This is a genomic window from Planococcus daihaiensis (assembly GCF_049262615.1).
GTDB lineage: Bacteria > Bacillota > Bacilli > Bacillales_A > Planococcaceae > Planococcus.
Window position 1 is genome coordinate 368,382 of the sequence record NZ_CP175504.1, and the last position, 19,782, is coordinate 388,163.

18 protein-coding genes are annotated in these 19,782 nt (G+C 46.9%); 1 reads left to right on the plus strand and 17 read right to left on the minus strand.

The annotated features are described in order from the left end of the window. Window positions 1–34 precede the first annotated feature (34 nt). From DHX103_RS01810 to DHX103_RS01835, 6 genes are all read right to left on the minus strand, one after another. Window positions 35–1,375 carry a D-serine ammonia-lyase gene (locus DHX103_RS01810; protein ID WP_422124704.1) on the minus strand — a complete coding sequence of 447 codons (1,341 nt, stop codon included), beginning with the start codon at window positions 1,373–1,375 and terminating at the stop codon, window positions 35–37. Between the two features lie 106 nt (window positions 1,376–1,481). Continuing rightward, on the minus strand, window positions 1,482–2,408 hold the full coding sequence (locus tag DHX103_RS01815) for a DMT family transporter (RefSeq protein ID WP_422123569.1): 927 nt from the start codon (window positions 2,406–2,408) through the stop codon (window positions 1,482–1,484). A 94-nt stretch (window positions 2,409–2,502) separates the two neighbouring features. After that, window positions 2,503–2,778, minus strand: coding sequence for a hypothetical protein (locus tag DHX103_RS01820; RefSeq protein ID WP_422123570.1), 276 nt, complete (start codon window positions 2,776–2,778; stop codon window positions 2,503–2,505). A 227-nt stretch (window positions 2,779–3,005) separates the two neighbouring features. Continuing rightward, a complete protein-coding gene (locus tag DHX103_RS01825; RefSeq protein ID WP_422124705.1) occupies window positions 3,006–3,113 on the minus strand; it encodes a hypothetical protein in 108 nt (35 codons plus the stop codon). A 129-nt stretch (window positions 3,114–3,242) separates the two neighbouring features. Further along, entirely contained in the window at window positions 3,243–3,512 is a 270-nt protein-coding gene (locus DHX103_RS01830) for a LapA family protein (RefSeq protein WP_422123571.1), read from the minus strand. Window positions 3,513–3,644: 132 nt separating this feature from the next. Next, a complete protein-coding gene (locus DHX103_RS01835) occupies window positions 3,645–4,355 on the minus strand; it encodes a hypothetical protein (protein ID WP_422123572.1) in 711 nt (236 codons plus the stop codon). A 355-nt stretch (window positions 4,356–4,710) separates the two neighbouring features. On the opposite strand from DHX103_RS01835, the gene DHX103_RS01840 reads away from it, so the two are divergent. Continuing rightward, window positions 4,711–6,357 (plus strand): SLC13 family permease, encoded by a 1,647-nt coding sequence (locus tag DHX103_RS01840; RefSeq protein ID WP_422123573.1) that lies wholly within the window; start codon window positions 4,711–4,713, stop codon window positions 6,355–6,357. 144 nt (window positions 6,358–6,501) lie between these two features. Here the strand turns inward: DHX103_RS01840 and DHX103_RS01845 are convergent, their stop codons facing one another. The 11 genes from DHX103_RS01845 to DHX103_RS01895 form a co-directional block, all read right to left on the minus strand. Further along, window positions 6,502–7,467, minus strand: coding sequence for a carbohydrate kinase family protein (locus tag DHX103_RS01845; RefSeq protein WP_422123574.1), 966 nt, complete (start codon window positions 7,465–7,467; stop codon window positions 6,502–6,504). Window positions 7,468–7,499: 32 nt separating this feature from the next. Continuing rightward, window positions 7,500–8,969, minus strand: a complete 1,470-nt coding sequence (locus DHX103_RS01850; protein WP_422123575.1) for a glycoside hydrolase family 32 protein — start codon at window positions 8,967–8,969, stop codon at window positions 7,500–7,502. Window positions 8,970–9,529: 560 nt separating this feature from the next. After that, window positions 9,530–10,054 (minus strand): DNA topology modulation protein, encoded by a 525-nt coding sequence (locus DHX103_RS01855; RefSeq protein WP_422123576.1) that lies wholly within the window; start codon window positions 10,052–10,054, stop codon window positions 9,530–9,532. A 118-nt stretch (window positions 10,055–10,172) separates the two neighbouring features. Beyond that, window positions 10,173–11,036: an aminoglycoside phosphotransferase family protein gene (locus tag DHX103_RS01860; RefSeq protein WP_422123577.1), complete on the minus strand. Its 864-nt coding sequence runs from the start codon at window positions 11,034–11,036 to the stop codon at window positions 10,173–10,175. Between the two features lie 198 nt (window positions 11,037–11,234). After that, window positions 11,235–11,864, minus strand: a complete 630-nt coding sequence (gene pyrE / locus DHX103_RS01865; RefSeq protein ID WP_422123578.1) for an orotate phosphoribosyltransferase — start codon at window positions 11,862–11,864, stop codon at window positions 11,235–11,237. Further along, window positions 11,864–12,556, minus strand: coding sequence for an orotidine-5'-phosphate decarboxylase (gene pyrF, locus DHX103_RS01870; protein ID WP_422123579.1), 693 nt, complete (start codon window positions 12,554–12,556; stop codon window positions 11,864–11,866). Before pyrF ends, pyrE begins: the two co-directional genes overlap by 1 nt. Continuing rightward, window positions 12,553–13,467: a dihydroorotate dehydrogenase gene (locus tag DHX103_RS01875; RefSeq protein WP_422123580.1), complete on the minus strand. Its 915-nt coding sequence runs from the start codon at window positions 13,465–13,467 to the stop codon at window positions 12,553–12,555. The genes pyrF and DHX103_RS01875 overlap by 4 nt, the downstream gene beginning before the upstream one ends. Beyond that, window positions 13,464–14,231: a dihydroorotate dehydrogenase electron transfer subunit gene (locus DHX103_RS01880; protein WP_422123581.1), complete on the minus strand. Its 768-nt coding sequence runs from the start codon at window positions 14,229–14,231 to the stop codon at window positions 13,464–13,466. The genes DHX103_RS01875 and DHX103_RS01880 overlap by 4 nt, the downstream gene beginning before the upstream one ends. Continuing rightward, a complete protein-coding gene (gene carB / locus DHX103_RS01885; protein ID WP_422123582.1) occupies window positions 14,228–17,416 on the minus strand; it encodes a carbamoyl-phosphate synthase large subunit in 3,189 nt (1,062 codons plus the stop codon). Before carB ends, DHX103_RS01880 begins: the two co-directional genes overlap by 4 nt. Next, a complete protein-coding gene (locus tag DHX103_RS01890) occupies window positions 17,409–18,503 on the minus strand; it encodes a carbamoyl phosphate synthase small subunit (protein WP_422123583.1) in 1,095 nt (364 codons plus the stop codon). Before DHX103_RS01890 ends, carB begins: the two co-directional genes overlap by 8 nt. Then, the gene (locus tag DHX103_RS01895) at window positions 18,500–19,780 is read right to left on the minus strand and encodes a dihydroorotase (RefSeq protein ID WP_422123584.1); all 1,281 of its coding nucleotides are present in this window, start codon (window positions 19,778–19,780) and stop codon (window positions 18,500–18,502) included. Before DHX103_RS01895 ends, DHX103_RS01890 begins: the two co-directional genes overlap by 4 nt. Between the last annotated feature and the right edge of the window lie 2 nt (window positions 19,781–19,782).

The window sequence follows — 19,782 nt, forward strand, 5'->3', positions numbered from 1 at the left end:
ATCCGGTCCCTTCATGTGTCCGAAAACCTGTGTTTTATTCGAGTGAATTCTTGCCTCTTCGGTACATTTCCTGCATTTCTTCCTCAGGTACCAATGCACCACCGGTTAACCAGGAGATATGCGTCGCCTTTTCTGCGTCAATACCGCGGGCCGATAAATAGTCGGTTTTGTTTAATTCAATCGGGCCCAGCAAAGATGATGCCGCAGATGGTTCGACAAAGATGCCATCGCCATCGGCCAAAATCGCCAACAAGCGGAATAATTCTTCGTCTTCCAGAGTATAAATGCCGCTGATCAACTTTTCACTGATCGATGAGGCGAAGCTTGAAGGCCTGCCGACTGCGAGCCCGTCCCCTTCGGTCAGGTTGTCGATGCCAAAATCCTGGACGCACACTTTTTCTTTCTCGCCGGTCATCAAGCCGACCAGCACAGAAGGGGAATGTGTCGGTTCCACATAAAAACAATGGACCGCATCTCCGTATATTTGCTTCAGCCCGAACGTAATGCCGCCGGGTGAACCGCCAACTCCGCATGGCAAATAAACAATCAAAGGGTGCTCCGCATCCACTTGGATATTCAGTTCCTCCAATTGCTTTTTCACTCTGAAAGCTGCTGTGCTGTAGCCAAGGAAGAGGTGTTTCGAATTTTCATCGTCGACAAAATAAGCCATCGGATTTTCCTTGGTCTGCTGGCGGCCTTCCAAAATGGCTTCGCCAAAATCGCCAGCAAACTCATGAACGATGGCACCTTTTGCCCGCAATAATTCCTTTTTCCATTGCTTGGCATCAGCCGACATATAAACTGAAACCGAAAATCCAAGCTTCGCGCTGATGATGCCGATGCTAAGCCCCAGATTGCCGGTCGAACCCACACCGATTGAATATTGACTGAAAAACTCTTTGAATTCGTCTGTTGCAAATTTACTGTAATCATCCTGTTTAGTGATCATGCCGTTGTCGATCGCCAATTGTTCCGCATAATGCAGCACTTCGTAAAATCCGCCGCGCGCTTTGATCGATCCCGCGACAGCCAATTCATTGTCGCATTTCAAAAACAGCCTGCCGGGAATTTTAGCGTCATAAGTATGTTCCAGTGCATTTTTAGTCTTCAAAATTTCTTTCAAAGGCGACTCGATGATCCCACCAGCTTCTGCTGTCTCAGGAAACGCTGTTGCGAGAAACGGGGCGAAACGGTGCCACAAATTCTCTGCTTCCTGCATTTCTTCTTTTGTAACAGCAAGCGGGCTGACTTCTGATAACGGCTTCAGTTTTGGATTCTGCCAAAACACCGGCCGAAAATCGGTAACCTCGGTTAATAATGGATATTTCTGCTGCCAATCTTTAATTTGCTGTTGTGTTAATGCCACTTGAATCATCCTTTCTATTGAATGACTGTTCATATCTACATCATACATGAAAAAGACGCTACTTTCAGTTTCCTGCCGCTAGTCCGATCTGTGCTTCTGTTTCGCAAGAACTTATTCAAAGAACAGTTTGTCCTTCCGACGGTTCTTCCTTTTTTCCTGCGCCGGCAAAAGAAAGCCAGGTGACAAAAACCAGCATGATAAATGTGCCGATAAACTGGACGGGAGCCAAAAATTGTCCGAACCAGACAGCCGTGATGATTATTGCAGTCAAGGGTTCGAATGCTGACAGGATGCTTGTTTCCACTGGGGAAATGAAACGCATACTGCTGAGGAACAGGATGAACGCCAGGGTTCCAACAATAATGATTGAGAGAATTCCAAGTGATACGCCGGGTTCAGCCAAGAGCGGCCAATCATCCGACAGGAAGAGCGGATTGACAATCCCCAGAAAAATACCGCCGAACAACATGGACCAGCCGACAATGAGAAGCACTCCCCATTCCGCCATAAGCCGGCCAGGATAAAGAGTGTAGAACGCGAAAGCTAACCCCACCATTACGCCCCAGAAAAGTGCCGGTCCGCTGACAGCAAGTTCATCGAATCTCCCATTTGTTAATAAGAGGAAAAGCCCCACCAAAGTTCCGGCCATTCCGATTATTTGGTAAAGAGGCGGCAATTTTTTATGTCGCGTTGAGATGAAAATAATGATATACAGCGGAGCCAAAAACTGAAACAAAGTGGCGACCACTGCATTGCTTGATTCAATTGCTGAAACAAAACTGAATTGGACCCCGAGCATGCCGAGCACAGAAAAAATCAGCAGTTGCCGCACCCAGATGCCCCCATGGAAAACGGAAAGGATTTTGACTTTCTTCATTTTCAAAAACATCAGCAACAAGACACCCGCGATGATCAGACGGAGCGTCAGTAGAAATGAGACCGAAATCCCGTAGACGTCCAAAATCCATTCCATCATCGGCCCTGACGCCCCCCAGAGGGCTGCGCCGGTCACGATCATTGCAATTCCTTTTAACCGATTCATCAGAACCCTCCTTCTCTCTGCATGATTAATTCCCGTAGGATGGGTTCATCAATCTTTCTTCACTCTTACAGACGTTAGTAAAATTAGATCTTTCTCAGTAATTACTATATGTAAAAATAATCACCGACAGGCCAAGAAACAGCGATTTCACCCATATTACTTTATTGCTGACACCTGTCTTTTTTTCTAAATAATAGATGTAATGGACTAATATCATGAAGCCGGCGAATGTTAATAAGAAACTTGGTGTAGCTGTGGTTCCAATAAGCGATATATATTCAAGAAGTCCAAACACCAGCACAAGCATGCCCATTGCACCGATAATAACATAGAAATATGTACTGTCTATCTTTCTCTTTTCCATACTCATTCTTCCCTCCAATATTAAACGCTTGCAACACAATGCAATCTTTATATCCATCCGTATTCACTCGCTTAACCATATACTTATTTTACCATTTATCAAGGTTCACTGCTGAGCCAGCTCACTTATAAACAGCAGATGATTTCTCTAGAGATTTGCGTCGCAAACTAAAAAACTGTGTCATGTGCATTTAAGCACACGACACAGCTTCATCAAAAAATCCCTGTCTAATTTCAATTGCTGAATGCCATTTGAAGCACTTGCTGTTCTGTTGCACCCCCTATGTTTTTATCTACAACCCGGCTGACTTCCATTCCCAATTCATCCTGAAGCAGTTTCACAGTTCTTTGGTGGCCGATCAATACTAAATCAGACCACTTTATTCTGATACGCCTGTTCCTTACCCATGCCAGTTTTTCAAAGTTCAGTCCGCTGTTAATCGAGGTTCCCTTTGGCCAACAATAAGAAATTTAAGAGGCAGACACGTTTTTTTTCTGTTTAACGGGCTTGCCTTTTTGCATGGCTTTCATATTCTTCTGCAAAGAGAAAATTTTGACTAGCGCCACCGATCCGCTTAACAGGAATCCCATCAAAGCAGAAACCAGAATGACCAGGATAAGCGGCCATTCCGCTGTACCGAAAACAAAATTGACTGGCACAGTATCCACATTGACCACTGCGAAAATGGTAATCAGTACGGCAAACAAAAATGCGAGCAACACGAGCCACTGGAGTTTCATATGCGTAATCTCCTTTTTAAATTAGTATTGTAAAAAGGAACAGGCTTTTGAAGATTATATTATTTTCCTTAATTCATGGATTACGGAAAAGACTGCCAGCACAAGTGAAATCTGTATGGTCAATTTGTACGGCTACCACTCAAAGAAAAACTTCAAAGACAGGGTGATAGCGGAATACATAACAACCGCAGTAAAAAAGGTGGGAAAGTGAGTTTCTTTTTCATCAGGCAATTCATGTTTGAACACAGTGAAAATCATCGCCCCGGAAACCAGAGAAAAAATGATGGATTTGAATAGCGGAGTCAGTTCAGTCGTTAATGCCACAATCCAGCCGACAATAATGCCGACAGCCAAAATATAGCGGCCGTATTTATTGTATTCGACCGGAAACTTTCTCCACATATCATGGGCGACCGCTACGAAATGCGGGCCAATCGCGACGCAATAAAATACTGCCTGAATAGCCGATACTTCGAAAGACAGCACTGAGTAGGAGACAAGAGCGTTGTACAGGGCATAAAATATAATTACTGACCAAAAAGTGGAAGTATGGGATATATAGTTATTCTGGATGACAATCTGAATGCCAACAAATAGCAACACACCGAGCAGTCCGACAAAATAGATCTCCGACTCCATCGTTAAACGACGGAACGGCTCTTCAATATCGCTTTGCTGCTTATGGAGGGTCGGGAGCAGGTATATAAAAATATACGAAACAGCCAGCCCGCCTGAAAACGAAAACCATTTCATCTGTTTGAGTTTTTCAGCCGGAACCAGGACACTTGCAAAGAAATGGATCATTATGAATACAAGCCCGATAAAAAATGGAATCCACAGCATGGCCCGCCCCCCTGTCAGATAGTTGCAGCAGGTTCATTCCACTAAAATATAGCTATATTGTACACCTAGCAGGCTATTAAATCGATCAAAAAGATATCATTTTATCCAATAATGGAAAACACGATATCCCCTCGATAGTCCCAGTAAACACGCTCTCATAATTAGTGTAAAAGTAACACAGAAGAGAATGGAAATTATTATGTTATCGTATATGTACTTGTTGATGATGGATGATATTTACTTTCATGAAATCGCCGCTTTTTTGCATTGTTTAATTGATTTTAAATAAAGTCAATAAACCTTTTTAAAAACCGTAAAATTAAATTTTGGCATGGTCGGAAATGGAGGTGGAAAAATGATTACTTCAGCATGGAACTGGATGTGGGACAAGCACGACCAGGCAAAAGATATGCTGCGTATTTTTGCAAAGCCGGGTTCTCAGATTCCCGGTGACCAAGACCTCGCGGAAGATGCGGCTAGATATGATGATCGAGATAAAAATAGAAACTACAATACAGCGCAATTGATCGGTTTGTTTTTGGGGCCGCTGTTGTTTGTGCTAACGCTGCTGTTTGTTAACCCTGATGGTTTGCCGCCGGAAGCAAAAGGCATTTTGGCAAGCACGATTTGGATTGCGACATGGTGGATTACTGAAGCGATTCCAATTCCAGCAACTTCACTTTTACCGATAATTCTTTTCCCAATCACAAACGGGCTGGACATCGGAGCGACCACTTCAGCTTACGGAAACGATATAATCTTCCTGTTTATGGGCGGATTCATGATTGCCTTAACTATGGAAAAATGGAATTTGCACAGACGAATCGCTTTGACCATCATTTCCCTTATCGGAACAAATATACAGCGGATCGTTTTAGGGTTCATGGTTGCAACCGGTTTCTTATCGATGTGGATTTCCAATACCGCAACTGCCATGATAATGGTGCCGATTGGCTTGTCAATCATCTATCACGTGTCCGATGAACTGAAAGACGACCCTTCCATCGATACCTCAAAAGAAAACTTCGGTTTCGGTAAAGCACTCATGCTGGGGATCGCCTATTCTGCATCGCTAGGCGGCCTCGCTACATTGATTGGCACACCACCGAATACATTGCTGGCAGGTGCTGTCAATGAAATCTACGGCATTGAAATTACATTTGCACAATGGATGCTGTTCGGCGTTCCATTGGCCTGGACGTTTATCTTTATTGCGTGGTTCTATTTAATAAAAGTGGCGTACCCGCAGAAATTGAAACATTTACCAGGTGGAAACGCGGTCATCCGTGAAGAAAAAACGAAACTTGGAATAGCTTCATACGAAGAAAAAATAGTTTTCACAGTATTTGTTCTGGTTGCTCTTGCGTGGATCAGCCGTTCGTTCGTATTGGATGCCATTGCGCCAAATCTTCAAGTGACAGATGCAATGGTCGGCTTGATTGCAGCAATAATTTTATTTATCATTCCTTCAAAAAACAAGCGCGGCGAAAATTTGCTCGACTGGGCGACCGCTGTGAAATTGCCATGGGGCATTTTGTTGCTGTTTGGCGGTGGACTTTCCATCGCGGCAGGCTTTACAACTTCCGGTCTGTCTCAATGGATTGGCAGCCAGCTGACAGGGCTGCAAGGGGTACCTGTGCTGGTTGTGCTTCTGGCCGTTGCAACACTGGTGCTATTCCTGACGGAAATTACGTCGAACACGGCGACTGCATCGATGATGTTCCCAATTATGGCATCACTTTCTGTAGCGCTCGGTGTCCATCCATATGCGCTATTGGTGACAGCTGCAGTGGTCGCTTCCTGCGCATTCATGCTACCGGTGGCGACCCCGCCGAATGCGGTTGTCTTTGGATCAGGATACCTGAGCATTTCCAATATGGCGAAAGCCGGGCTTGCGCTTAATATTTTCGGCATTTTCTTTGTCGGGCTGGCCGTCTACTACTTCTTACCGCTTGTCTGGGGCATTGACTTGATGTACCTTCCTGAGCAGTTTACTGAATAAAATCAAAAAACCCCTAATGGGTCACTTTTTCTAAGTGTCTCCCATTTGGGGTTCAGTTCAGCCAGTACCTTCACTTTCTAAAAATTTTTCATTGGCCAGGTCTGGCACTGGATTCAACAACCTAACCTTAAATGCAAGTTTGTTTTACTTCATTAACTGCAAGACCTGGTCTTTCGTCGGAAGCGAAGGGATGGCCCCTTTCCCAGTAGTAACCAGCGCTCCGCTGGCGTTTGCAAATGCCAGTATTTCTTGGTGATGCTCGCTTACTAAGGCCTCCAGATCCTCTTGGCCTGCATTCAGATTCAACAGCTGGTACAGGACACCGCCGATGAACGCATCTCCTGCACCCGTCGTGTCCTCAACTTTCACAGAATATCCCGCGGATGAATATTTTTTGTTCTGAACGTAAAGAGCTGCTCCTTTCGCACCTTTACTCAACACCACTACCTTTACATCCCCCGTAAACAAAGACTCAATTGCTTTTTGTTCATCCGCTAAGCCTGTAATAAACTCCAGTTCATCATCGGAGATTTTGACAATATGCGCCATCGGAATAAATTCAAGTATAGTCTTCCGGCAGTCCTGCGGATCGTCCCACAGAGGCAGACGCACATTTGGATCAAAACTAATAACACCCCCACGCACCTTGGCTGCTTCAATCGCTTTCACATGGGCGTGTTTCATCGGACTTTCGACTAAATCCACAGAACAAAAGTGCAAAAAATCCCCTTGATGGAACCAGTCGGGATCTACTTCAGCGTCTTCAAGCAGCAGATCTGCAGAAGGGTTTCGGTAAAATGAAAAATCGCGTTCTCCACTTTCCCGCAATGATACAAAGGCAAGTCCGGTATTCGCCTCCTTTGTTCTTACAATCTTATCGGTTCTCACACCGGACTTTGTCAGTTGTTCCAAAAGAAAATCACCAAAGGCATCTTCCCCTATTTTGGTGATCAGTGACGCAGTTCCACCAAACTTTGCAACAGCAGCTGCCACATTTGCAGGAGCACCACCAGGCACTCGTGTAAAAGAATCGACATCTTTTAAGGCGATTCCTTTTTGGTGGGGGATAAAATCTATTAATATTTCGCCAATAGAAAACAAATTTCCCATTCAGCACCTCTCCTTCTTCAGACATTCTTCTATTAATAGTCCCACTTTACTGCTTTAAACGCCACAGAACCACCTGTTGCATAAAACCGGATTTCTTTGCTTCTTATATCCGGGAAAATCCGTGAGGTAAAAACTTCTTCGCCATCGTTCACAAATATTTCTACGGATGAAGAATCCACGAACAGATGAAACTTGCGAACATCTCCAACAATATGGCATTTCCTTTCTGTTCCATACTTGCTTCCAATCACTTTGCCCGATAAAGTGCGGTCCAGTATAACTTTCCCCTGGACTGCATCGTATTTGATCACCGTTTTTTCTTCTTCACCAGCTCGGAATTCTATACCATATTCCAAGGCGTCTCCTCGTTCAAACTCACAAACCAGCTCATATATGACTCCTGAGAATCCATCATACATTTTCTTTTCATCCCTAATTGTGTCTTCTGCTTCGATTTTTTTCTTACGGAGTGACTGAAGTTCCGAAACCGGTTTTTGAATAAGTTTTCCGTCGCGAAGCGATAATTCTCTAAGGATGGTCAAGCAGTTGGCCCATCCATTGATATCGGTGGGGTACTCAATTTCAGGCAATCCCATCCAGGCGACCATAAGACGTCTGCCACTCGGATCCTTCATTGTATGCGGGGCATAAAAATCAAATCCACGGTCAAGTTCGATAAATCTTCCGTGAATCAATTCCTTTTGTTGCAGATCGATTTTCTCGCCCAGCACATAACCCGCCTGGTAAATATTTTGATAAAGATCCCCAACAGGCTCCAGTCCCTGCGGAGAGAAAATCAGGATCCCCTTATCTTCCATTTCAAAATAATCCGGGCATTCCCACATAAAACCGAAGTCATCCAAGTTTGTGGCCAGCTCTCCTTCAAATTCCCACTTCAACAAGTCAGATGAACTTAACAAACAGACACACCCTGTTTTATCGGTTCTTTGGGCGCCTATTACCGCATAAAACTTATCTTCCTCTTTCCATAATTTCGGATCGCGAAAATGCTCTGTATATCCTTCCGGGACTTTATCGAGAACTGATTTTTTCGATTTAATGATATTCCCGTCATCATCCATCATGGCTATACATAGATAGGGATGTCGCACGAGATTCTCATCCCGTGTATTGCCTGTGTATAACAAATATAAGTTTCCGTTGTGCTCAACGGCACTTCCCGAATAGGCGCCATGGCTGTCAAAATACTCGTCCGGCTTAATGGCAATCCCGACATTCGTCCAGTTTACGAGGTCTGCAGATTTGGTATGGTACCAATATTTCAAGCCATGAAAAGGCCCTAACGGATGCCATTGATAATACAAATGATATTCACCGTTGTAAAAACAGAAGCCGTTCGGATCATTGAGAAGCCCAGAAACCGGTTGGATATGAAACGTTTGCCGCCAGTTACAGCTATTAACCCTTACAATCAAGTTATCTAAATCTTCTTGGCTGACCTGATCGAGTCGGATGTAACTTTTCCCCCGTGGTAATTCCATTTTATTCATGCTCCTTTTAGTAAAAATAGATTTTTACCATGAAACATTTTTCCAAAAATTAAATATTCAAAGATCCCCTTTCCCTGCCAAAAGCCATTTATAGAACCGGTTCCATAAATGGCTTTAAAACTTTGTTTTTGTGCCTGTCGTCTGTGGCTGTTAAATGAAGTTAACTTGAATAGATCACTAAGAATGATTTTTTTGTTCTGCGTGGAGTTAGGGTGGAGATGCCAGGGTACGTGACCACAATGGCTGCTTTGTTTGTGGGTTAAAAGAACTGCAACCTGATTTTCCAGGTTTGTAATGGGAGGGTGATATTTGTTTGGGTCATTCCCAGAAAATGTTGTCTCTCGCATTTTGCGGAACCGGTGCCATTTCACTCCAAATGTAACCGCTTTCTTACCTAAATTATATTATTTTTTAGCTTTATTATCAACGATGCAAACTTAAAAATATGATATTACGACAAATTTTTGTGCGGAATACATCCCCGTTCAATAAGGTTGCTGCTCTTCCGCTTCTTTTCGTCCTGCCTCTTCATACTGAAACTTGTCGCATTCTTATACTTCTCCATTCCGGCCATAAATATTTTCTAAGAATCGCTCCGCTTCTTTCGGTGACTTTAAAATAATGATTGCTTTGTCTTTTGGCAATTTTTCCAGTCTCTGCATAACAATAGGTCTTACTACTTTAGGGTAGTTCCAAATCCACTTAATAAAGTCAGAATCGAACCTTTCTTTCACACCTTCTGCCATATCCGGTCTTTTTCGGTTACGGTATTGTATCATCCTTTTTAAAGCCCGATATGTGCAAAGCACTCGATTAAAATCTAAAAATATTATAGTGTCTGCTTCAGTTAGTCGAATATCCATGGTTCCGTTATAATTTCCATCAATAATCCACTCATCTTTTTTTACTAACTCCATTTGAATTTTTCTTTGTTCTTCTTTAGATGTTGGTTGCCAGTTCGGTTTCCATAAAAGTACATCTAAGTGATATACCTCTAAATTCAACTTCGTTCCCAACTTCCGGGAAAGAGTGGACTTTCCCGATCCTCCTGAACCGATTATTGCAATCCTGTTCATGAAATACCCCCATCCTTAAGCATGGTTTTTATTATTATTGCCCCTTTTTAATTTGTACATGCTTTTAATCAGCGTGCAGTCAGAAAGCAGAAAGTGGTACCGATGATTCAAAAGCCGGTTACCGTAAGATTTCTTTCAAGATAGTTAAATTCTCTTTGAGAAATGATGCGTTTTTTTCAGCACCTCGACGCTTGCACCACCCAATACTATTGAAGGCATCAGTAAATTGATAAAAAGGCAACACAGCCTCCAAGTCGATTAAGGGTCTTATACTGTTATAGCCATCTTGATAGGACTGGTATAAATTCGTATCAAAGCATAAAAAATCCCGATACAGTTTGGTGAAATCAATTTCTGTTGAACCAAATCGCACGCTTTCAAAATCGATCACACCTGACACGTTATTTCCATCCACAATGATGTTTGCCGGGCGAAAATCCATATGAAGAAAGCTTGGTCCCTCTGGAGAAGGAAGCCGTTGTTTCATTTCGTTAAACTTCTCTATACTTTGATCAAACAAATGGGTATCTATAACCTCTCTAACATCTTCAGCAAAACTGTTAAATTGGGTTTCAACGAATTTTAACCAGTTGGGAAATTCATTTTGGATACTTTTTGGGCCGATCTCAGCAGATGGGCGAATGTTGTGCATGGCAGCATGCAATTCTCCGACTTGAAACGCCACTGCTGGTGAGACGTTCGGTGTTAATGGTTTTCCTTTTAATTCAGAAAGCAAAAATGCGCCAGGGAATTCCTCGTTCCCCGACCAGTAAGCTAACATTTCTGGAACGGAAACTTTCCCTCTCAGGATTTCATAAGCCTCCAATTCTCGCTGATATTTCAATTTTGTATAAGGGATTTTCACATAGACATTCCCGCCGTTAAGCAATTCACATTTATATACTGTAGAACTAAAGGAATCTTCAACTTCCTTAATTGCGAGTGCTTGTACTCCGAATTGCTCAAGGATATCATTTAACATTAAATCCTCCCCCTTCACTTGGAATCGGCTCTTTTTCTATAAATAATGCTTCTCGTACCATGGTTCTTCATCGAACAAAATATTTTTTACAGCATTTTACCAATATACCATATTTTCTATTTCTTCGGATAATTACAAATGAATAAATATGATTAACTTAAATTGCTCGATAGATAACAAAAAGCCGACCCATAAGGATCAGCTCTTCAAAGTTCCTGCTTTCAATTGTGCGTGCCATTCTTCAAGCATCGGCAAGTCTCCCTGCTCGATTGCTCCAGTACTCACCGCTTCTTCGACCAGCGCCGGAAAATCAGTCAGCGTATGGAACGTGAATCCTGCATCTTCAATCGCTTCGACCGATTGCGGCAAGTCGTATGTAAAGATCGCGACGATGCCGAGCACTTCAAATCCTGCCTGCTCTAAGCCCTGTGCCGCCTGGATCACCGAGCCGCCTTTTGAAATCAAATCTTCCACCACGACCACTTTTTTGCCCGGCTCCACTTTACCTTCGACCATATTGCCCTGGCCGTGCTCTTTCGCCTTGGACCTCACGTACACCATCGGCAGCTCCAACAGGTCACTGACCCATGCGGCATGCGGAATTCCGGCTGTCGCCGTGCCAGCCACCACTTCACATTGCGGGTAGAATTCTTTGATCTTTTCGGCCAATCCTTTGGCGATTTCCTTGCGCACTTTCGGATACGACATCGTCAGGCGATTATCACAGTAAATCGGTGATTTCACTCCGGATGCCCATGTGAATGGATCCTGCGGGCGCAATTCAACCGCTCCGATGTCCAATAAATGCTTGGCTGTTGCTCTTTTCATCATTGTCCACTCCATTCTGCAGCTATTTGAAGATAGCTGTCTTTTGGATCTGCCGCTTTAGTGATGGCACGCCCCACCACGATATGTGTCGAACCTTGCGCTCGTGCTTCGGCTGGCGTTGCGACTCTCTTTTGATCATCTACTGACACTTCGGCTGGCCGAATTCCCGGAGTCACCCGCAGGAATTCTTCACCGCACGCATCGCCGATTGCTTCCGCTTCATGAACCGAACACACCACGCCATGGAGTCCGGCCTGATCTGCCAATCTCGCATAATGAACAACAGATTCTTCCAGAGTCGCATCAATCAATTGCTCTTTCTGCATCTCTTCCTCGCTCGTAGACGTCAATTGGGTCACTGCAATCAATTGCGTCTTGCTGCCTGCGAGTCCGCGTTTTGCTGCCTTCATCATTTCCAGACCGCCTGCGGCATGGACATTGACCATCGCCACATCCAATTTCGCGAGGCCCCTCATCGCGGATTCAACAGTATTCGGTATGTCGTGCAGCTTTAGGTCCAGGAAGACGTCGTGCCCGAGTTTAATAATTTCACGTACGAGCTCCGGTCCTTCCTGATAAAACAATTCCATTCCTATTTTCACGAACAAACTTTCATCAAAGTTATGCAGAAATTCCAATGTTTGTTCTTTTGCGGCAAAATCCAATGCGATGATCGGTCTGTCGTTTCTCATAGTCGGTGGCTCCTTCCGATAACTTCCTGCACCGAATCATATCCGAGTTCGTGCAGACGCTCCGGCAGTTTGCCGATGATTTCCGGGCACACAAACGGATTGACGAAGTTGGCTGTGCCGACTGCGACAGCACTCGCACCGGCCGACAGGAAATCGATGACGTCATTGACATCCGTGACGCCGCCCATGCCGATGATCGGCAGGTTGGTTTGTTTGCTGACTTCGTAGACCATGCGGAGCGCTACCGGTTTGATGGCAGGCCCCGACAAACCGCCGGTGATGTTGGCGATAACCGGGCGACCGGTTTTGGGATCGAGCCGCATACCGAGCAGCGTGTTGATCATCGTGATGCCATCAGCGCCGCCTTCTTCCACCGCTTTGGCAATCGAAACGATGTCCGTCACGTTCGGCGATAATTTTACGTAAACCGGCACCGACGAAACTTCTTTCACCGCTCTCGTCAATTCGCGGGCAACGACTGGATCCGTGCCGAACGTGATGCCGCCTTTTTTAACGTTCGGGCAAGAGATGTTGATTTCCAGTGCATGGACATTCGTCGCTTTGGAAACTTCGCGTGCCACTTCCACATAATCCTCCGTCGTGGTTCCCGCGACATTCGCGATGATCGGCACATCAAATTGTTCTAGCCACGGCAGTTCCTCACCAAACACTTTCTCGAGTCCCGGATTTTGCAACCCGATAGCATTCAGCATGCCCGCTGCGGTTTCTGCAACACGCGGTGTCGGATTGCCGAGCCGTGTTTCCACGGTCGTCGCTTTGATCATGATGGCGCCAAGCTGCGACAGATCATACAGTTGGGCGTATTCTTTGCCGAATCCGAAACAGCCGGATGCCGGCATGATCGGGTTTTTTAATTCGAGTCCAGGTAGTTTTATCGTCATATCAATCATGTAATCACCACTCCCGCCGGGAATACTGGTCCGTCCGAGCAGACTTTGATGTAATCCATTTCAGATTTTGTCGTGCGGCAGACACAGGCGAAGCATGCGCCGATGCCGCAGCCCATCCGCTGTTCGTAGGACAAGAAGCCCCGTTTTTGCGGATACGCCCATTGCACCGCTTCAAGCATGGCAGTCGGTCCACAGCTAAAGTACGTATCAAAATCATGCGGCAATTCGTTTAAGATATGCGTAACGAAGCCTTCCGTTCCGTGTGAACCGTCCACTGTGGCAATATGCGTTTCGCCAAGTGCTTTGAATTTCTCTTCATAAAAGATCGCTTCTTTGCTTTCGAACCCTAGGATATGCACCGTTTGGATCCCCCGGCTGTTCAATTGTTGTGCCAGTTCGTAAAGCGGTGGCACACCGATGCCGCCGCCGATCAGGTAGGCTTTTTTCTCTGCCTCTTCAACAGGAAAACCGTGGCCAAGCGGGCCGAGAACATCAATTTCATCCCCGGCTCGCTTATCGGCCAATATTTGTGTGCCGCGGCCTTCAGCCCGGTAAATCATCGTGAAGCGCTTGTTTTCTTTATCAATGGAAGCAATGGAAATCGGACGACGCAGCAACGGTTCAAAACTGTCCGCCACACGGACGTGGACGAATTGACCGGGTTCGGCCATTTCATCGACCAAATCCCCTTCGACCGTCAGCTCGAAAATATGCTTCGCAATCGACTGCTGGGCAATCACTGTCATGCGTTGTTGTCGAATCATCTGCCAGCCCCCATTTCTTCTGCAGAAAATGTCATCGATTCAATGACGCGCAGCATTGCGGCTGCGGTATCCAGTGAAGTCAGGCAAGGAACACCATTTTCCACCGACTCGCGGCGTATGCGGAAACCATCGCGTTCCGGCTGCTTGCCTTTGGTCAGCGTGTTGATGACGATCTGGGCGTCTCCGCTTTGGATGACATCGAGCAAGGTTCTGCCTTCAGCTCCGATTTTGCCGATCGGTGCAACAGCAATTCCGGCTTCTTCAAATGCCGCTGCCGTTCCGCCAGTCGCCATGATCTGGTAGCCGATCGATTTGAAACGTTTAGCGAGACCGACAGCTTCTGTCTTGTCTTTATCCGCCACTGTCAGCAGCACGGTGCCGTGGTCTTTAATTTCCATTCCGGCTGCCGCAAGCCCTTTATACAGCGCTTTTTCCAAAGTCGTATCTTTGCCCATGACTTCGCCGGTCGATTTCATTTCCGGTCCAAGCGTAATGTCGACTCGGCGCAGCTTCGCGAATGAAAACACGGGAACTTTAACGTAAACGCCCTTGACTTTCGGCGCGAGTCCCGGTGTGTAGCCCTGGTCGATGATGCTTTGGCCGAGAATTGCTTTGGTTGCGATATTGGCCATCGGGATCGACATGATCTTGCTCATGAACGGCACCGTGCGGCTTGAGCGCGGGTTGACTTCGATGACAAAGACATCGCCTTTTGAAATGACGTACTGGATATTCATCAGGCCGACAATATTGAAGCCTTTTGCCAGGCGCGTCGTGTAATCCACCAGCGTATCAAGAAGCTCCTGTGAAATATTCTGCGTCGGATACACCGCAATCGAGTCGCCCGAATGCACCCCTGCGCGTTCGATATGTTCCATAATTCCCGGAATCAGTACGTTTTCGCCGTCTGAAATGGCGTCCACTTCCACTTCTATGCCGGTGAGGTAGCGGTCGACCAGCACCGGATGTTCCGGGCTCGCTTCTACCGCATGTTCCATATAATAGTTCAAGTCCTGTTCGTTATAGACGATCTCCATTGCACGGCCGCCAAGCACGTATGATGGGCGCACCAATACCGGGTAGCCGATATTATTGGCAATGACAACCGCTTCTTCTTTGGAAACCGCCGTTTTGCCGAGTGGCTGCGGGATGCCGATTTCATTCAGCGCCGCTTCGAATTTATTGCGGTTTTCCGCACGATCGGTATCTTCCAGTGTCGTCCCGAGAATTTTCACGCCATTCTGTTCCAGCTTGTCAGCCAGGTTGATCGCTGTCTGTCCGCCGAACTGAACTACGACGCCTTTTGGCTGCTCCAAATCGACGATGTGCATCACGTCTTCAATCGTCAACGGTTCGAAATACAGTTTGTCCGAAATCGAGAAATCCGTGCTGACCGTTTCCGGGTTGTTGTTGATAATAATCGCTTCGTAGCCGGCTTCTTTAATTGCCCAGACCGAATGCACTGTGGCGTAATCAAATTCCACACCTTGTCCGATGCGGATGGGACCTGATCCCAGAACGATGACGCTTTCCTTGTCCGTGCGAACCGATTCGTTTTCGTCTTCATACGTTCCGTAGAAATAAGGGGTTTCCGATTCAAATTCCGCTGCACACGTATCCACCATTTTATAGACCGGCATCAACTTCTGTTCTTTGCGCCAATTATAAACCTGTTGTTCCGTCGTATTCCACAGTTTCGCAATCGTGCGATCTGCAAAGCCCATGCGTTTCGCCTTTTTCGCCGTGTCGTAATGGTAAGGGTTTTGTGCCAAATCCGCTTCATACTGCACGATATTCTGGAATTTCATCAGGAAGAACAGATCGATTTGGCTCCAGTCGTGGATCGTTTCAATCGTCACACCGCGGCGCAGCGCTTCGCCAATAAAGAACAAACGCTCATCGCCCGCGCGGCGTATCCGTTTTTCAATCCATTCGTCGCTCATCGCATCGGCATTTTTCAACTCCAGGTGGAATTGGCCGGTCTCAAGCGAGCGCACCGCTTTCAGGATCGACTCTTCGAACGTCCGACCCATTGCCATGACTTCGCCGGTCGCTTTCATCTGTGTACCGAGGTTTCGTTTCGCCGCTTCGAATTTATCGAACGGCCAGCGTGGAATTTTTGTCACCACGTAATCGAGTGCCGGTTCAAACGCCGCATAGGTGCGCCCCGTCACTGGATTCATCATTTCGTCCAATGTCAAACCGACTGCGATTTTCGCTGCCAATTTGGCAATCGGATAGCCTGTCGCTTTGGAAGCCAGTGCTGATGACCGACTGACGCGCGGGTTCACTTCGATGATGAAGTAATTGAAGCTGTGCGGGTCGAGCGCCAGCTGAACGTTGCAGCCGCCCTCAATTTTGAGTGCGCGAATGATTTTCAAGGACACATTGCGCAGCATCTGGTATTCGCGGTCCGACAAGGTCTGGCTTGGCGCCACGACGATGGAGTCGCCTGTATGGATGCCGACCGGATCGATGTTTTCCATGTTGCAGACCACGATCGCTGTGTCGTTGGCATCGCGCATCACTTCGTATTCAATTTCCTTGAAGCCGGCGATTGATTTTTCAAGAAGGCATTGTGTCACAGGGCTGTATTTCAAACCGCTTGAGACGATTTCTTTCAATTGTTCATCGTTGTGACAGATTCCGCCGCCAGTACCACCCATCGTGAATGCCGGGCGAACAATGACCGGATAACCGATGCGCTCGACAAACGTTTTCGCTTCATCCAAATTATGGATAATGTCGGAATCTGGTACCGGTTCCCCTAGTTCATTCATTAAAGTTCGGAACAGATCACGGTCTTCCGCTTTATGGATTGCTTCCAGTTTGGTGCCGAGAATTTCGATTCCCAGTTCGTCGAGAATACCCGATTCGTCGAGTTCAATTGCCATATTCAATCCCGTTTGGCCGCCAAGCGTTGCCAGGACAGCATCGGGACGCTCTTTGCGCAGGATGCGGCTGACAAATTCCAGTGTGATCGGTTCGATATACACTTTGTCTGCAATTTCCGTATCCGTCATGATGGTGGCCGGGTTCGAGTTGATCAGGATGACGCGGTAGCCTTCTTCCCTTAACGCGAGGCAAGCCTGCGTGCCGGCATAATCAAATTCTGCAGCTTGTCCGATGACGATCGGGCCGGACCCGATTACGAGTATACTTTGGATATCTTGTCTTTTAGGCATATTGCTGCTCCTTTCGATTTGCACTCATCATGTCGATAAAACGGTCAAACAGGTAATTCGAATCTTCCGGTCCCGGTGACGATTCGGGATGGTATTGCACAGTGAACGCCGGATAATCCAAGTGCGTAAGGCCTTCGTTTGTGCCATCGTTCAACGCCTGATGCGTCACTTTCAAACGCGTTCCCTGTAATGTATCTTCATTGACGGCATAGCCGTGGTTTTGGGAAGTGATTTCAATTTTGCCGTTTTCCAGGTTGCGCACCGGATGGTTGCCGCCGCGGTGGCCGAATTTCAGTTTGAATGTGTCGGCTCCGCAAGCGCGGGCGAATAATTGGTGGCCGAGGCAAATTCCGAACACCGGCACCTGGCCGAGCAACTCGCCGACCACCTGGACGCATTCTTCCACGTCTTTCGGGTCTCCGGGGCCGTTTGACAGCATGACGCCGTCCGGTCCCCAGGCAAGAATTTCCTGTGAGCTCGTGTTATACGGCACCACGATGACATCACAATCCCGGTTATTAAGTTCGCGCAGGATGCCGTGCTTCATGCCGTAATCGATCAACACGACGCGCTTGCCGCGTCCCGGGCTCGGATAAGGACGTGCGGTTGAAACCTGTGCGACCTGGTCCGTCTGCAATGGCGTTTCTTTCAGCTTTTGGACGACTTCATCGATTTCCACTTCTTCACCGGCAGCTGTCAGGATGCCTTTGATCGCTCCTTTTGAACGGATCAGTCGCGTCAGTTTGCGTGTATCGATCCCCGTGATGCCCGGAATCCCTTTTGTCTTGAACAATTCGCACAGCGTTGATTTGTTTCTGAAATTCGATGGGTACTCTGCCAGTTCACGGACGACCATGCCTTTGACGGCCGGTTCGATCGATTCAAAATCGTCGCTGTTGATGCCGTAGTTGCCGATCAGCGGATAGGTCATCGTGACGATTTGCCCGCAATACGATGGGTCCGATAGTATTTCCTGATACCCCGTCATGCTTGTGTTGAAGACGATTTCCCCAATAGATGCATCATCACTTCCAAAAGCAGTTCCTTCAAATACCGTGCCATCTTCTAAGATTAAATAACGTTTCATTGATGAGCCTCCTCCTGCCAAACGATTTCTCCGCCGAACACGGTCATTGCCGGCCAGCCTTTACAATTCCAACCGCCGAACGGTGTATTCTTTCCTTTCGATGCAAATGTTTCCACATCGATAGGCTGTTCTTTTTCAAGATCGAGCAGCACCAAGTCCGCCGTCTGTCCTTTTTCAATCGTGCCGTATGGCAAGCCGAACACCGCTGCCGGTTTTTTTGTCAGCCAGTCGATCAATTGCTCGAGCGTCCAGATTCCCGTCTCGACAAATTTTGTGTGCAAGAGCGGAAACGCTGTTTCAAATCCGACGATGCCAAAAGGCGCCTTGTCCATGCCGTTCGCTTTTTCTTCCATTGTATGCGGCGCATGATCCGTGGCAATAAAATCAAGCGTGCCGTCAAGCAATCCTTCGTGCAGCGCGTCGTAATCTGCTTTCGCACGAAGCGGCGGGTTCATCTTGTAATTGGCGTCGTCTCCCGGAATGTCGTCCTCCGTCAGCAGCAAATGATGCGGCGTCACTTCCGCCGTCACCTTCACACCTGCACGTTTTGCATCCCGTATGACGCGCACCGATTCTTTCGTCGACACGTGGCAGACGTGGTAATGTGCACCTGCCGCTTCCGCCAGCAGAATGTCGCGTGCGATGTGCACCGATTCCGCGATTGCCGGTATGCCTTTCAACCCAAGTTCGCGACTGCGTTTGCCGTCATGCATCACGCCGTCGTAGATCAGGCTGTTGTCTTCGCAATGCGCCACAATCGCCATGTCGATGGCAGCGGCATCTTTCATCGCTTCGAACATCATGCCCGCTTCCTGGATGCCGACACCGTCATCGGTAAAAGCGAATGCGCCATTTTCTTTCAATTCTTTTAAGTTTGTTCGTTCTTTGCCTGCTTCCCGGATGGTGATGGAAGCATACGGCAAAACTCGGATGAGCGCATTCTTTTCGATCAGCGCGTTGACCCGCTGCAGGTTTTCTTTCGTGTCCGGCACCGGGCGCGTATTCGGCATTGCGCAAATGGTCGTGTAGCCGCCTCTTGCCGCTGCTTTCGTCCCGCTGTCAATGGTCTCTTTCTGTTCACCACCCGGTTCACGCAAATGAACGTGGACATCGACAAACCCTGGTGCGATCATCCGGCCTTTGCCGTCAATTTCTTTTTCGCCTTGTGCTGAAAGTTCTTTCCCGATTTCCTGAATTTTTCCACCGGCGATGCGAATGTTGACCGGTGCCAATTCGCCCTCCTGCAGCATGTTTACATTTTTAATGAATAAATTCATAA

Coding starts and splice junctions, on each gene's coding strand:
- DHX103_RS01810 (WP_422124704.1), bottom strand. CDS start 1,375: ATGATTCAAGTGGCATTAACACAACAGCAAATTAAAGATTGGCAGCAG.
- DHX103_RS01815 (WP_422123569.1), bottom strand. CDS start 2,408: ATGAATCGGTTAAAAGGAATTGCAATGATCGTGACCGGCGCAGCCCTC.
- DHX103_RS01820 (WP_422123570.1), bottom strand. CDS start 2,778: ATGAGTATGGAAAAGAGAAAGATAGACAGTACATATTTCTATGTTATT.
- DHX103_RS01830 (WP_422123571.1), bottom strand. CDS start 3,512: ATGAAACTCCAGTGGCTCGTGTTGCTCGCATTTTTGTTTGCCGTACTG.
- DHX103_RS01835 (WP_422123572.1), bottom strand. CDS start 4,355: ATGCTGTGGATTCCATTTTTTATCGGGCTTGTATTCATAATGATCCAT.
- DHX103_RS01840 (WP_422123573.1), top strand. CDS start 4,711: ATGATTACTTCAGCATGGAACTGGATGTGGGACAAGCACGACCAGGCA.
- DHX103_RS01845 (WP_422123574.1), bottom strand. CDS start 7,467: ATGGGAAATTTGTTTTCTATTGGCGAAATATTAATAGATTTTATCCCC.
- DHX103_RS01850 (WP_422123575.1), bottom strand. CDS start 8,969: ATGGAATTACCACGGGGGAAAAGTTACATCCGACTCGATCAGGTCAGC.
- DHX103_RS01855 (WP_422123576.1), bottom strand. CDS start 10,054: ATGAACAGGATTGCAATAATCGGTTCAGGAGGATCGGGAAAGTCCACT.
- DHX103_RS01860 (WP_422123577.1), bottom strand. CDS start 11,036: ATGTTAAATGATATCCTTGAGCAATTCGGAGTACAAGCACTCGCAATT.
- pyrE (WP_422123578.1), bottom strand. CDS start 11,864: ATGAAAAGAGCAACAGCCAAGCATTTATTGGACATCGGAGCGGTTGAA.
- pyrF (WP_422123579.1), bottom strand. CDS start 12,556: ATGAGAAACGACAGACCGATCATCGCATTGGATTTTGCCGCAAAAGAA.
- DHX103_RS01875 (WP_422123580.1), bottom strand. CDS start 13,467: ATGATTGATATGACGATAAAACTACCTGGACTCGAATTAAAAAACCCG.
- DHX103_RS01880 (WP_422123581.1), bottom strand. CDS start 14,231: ATGATTCGACAACAACGCATGACAGTGATTGCCCAGCAGTCGATTGCG.
- carB (WP_422123582.1), bottom strand. CDS start 17,416: ATGCCTAAAAGACAAGATATCCAAAGTATACTCGTAATCGGGTCCGGC.
- DHX103_RS01890 (WP_422123583.1), bottom strand. CDS start 18,503: ATGAAACGTTATTTAATCTTAGAAGATGGCACGGTATTTGAAGGAACT.
- DHX103_RS01895 (WP_422123584.1), bottom strand. CDS start 19,780: ATGAATTTATTCATTAAAAATGTAAACATGCTGCAGGAGGGCGAATTG.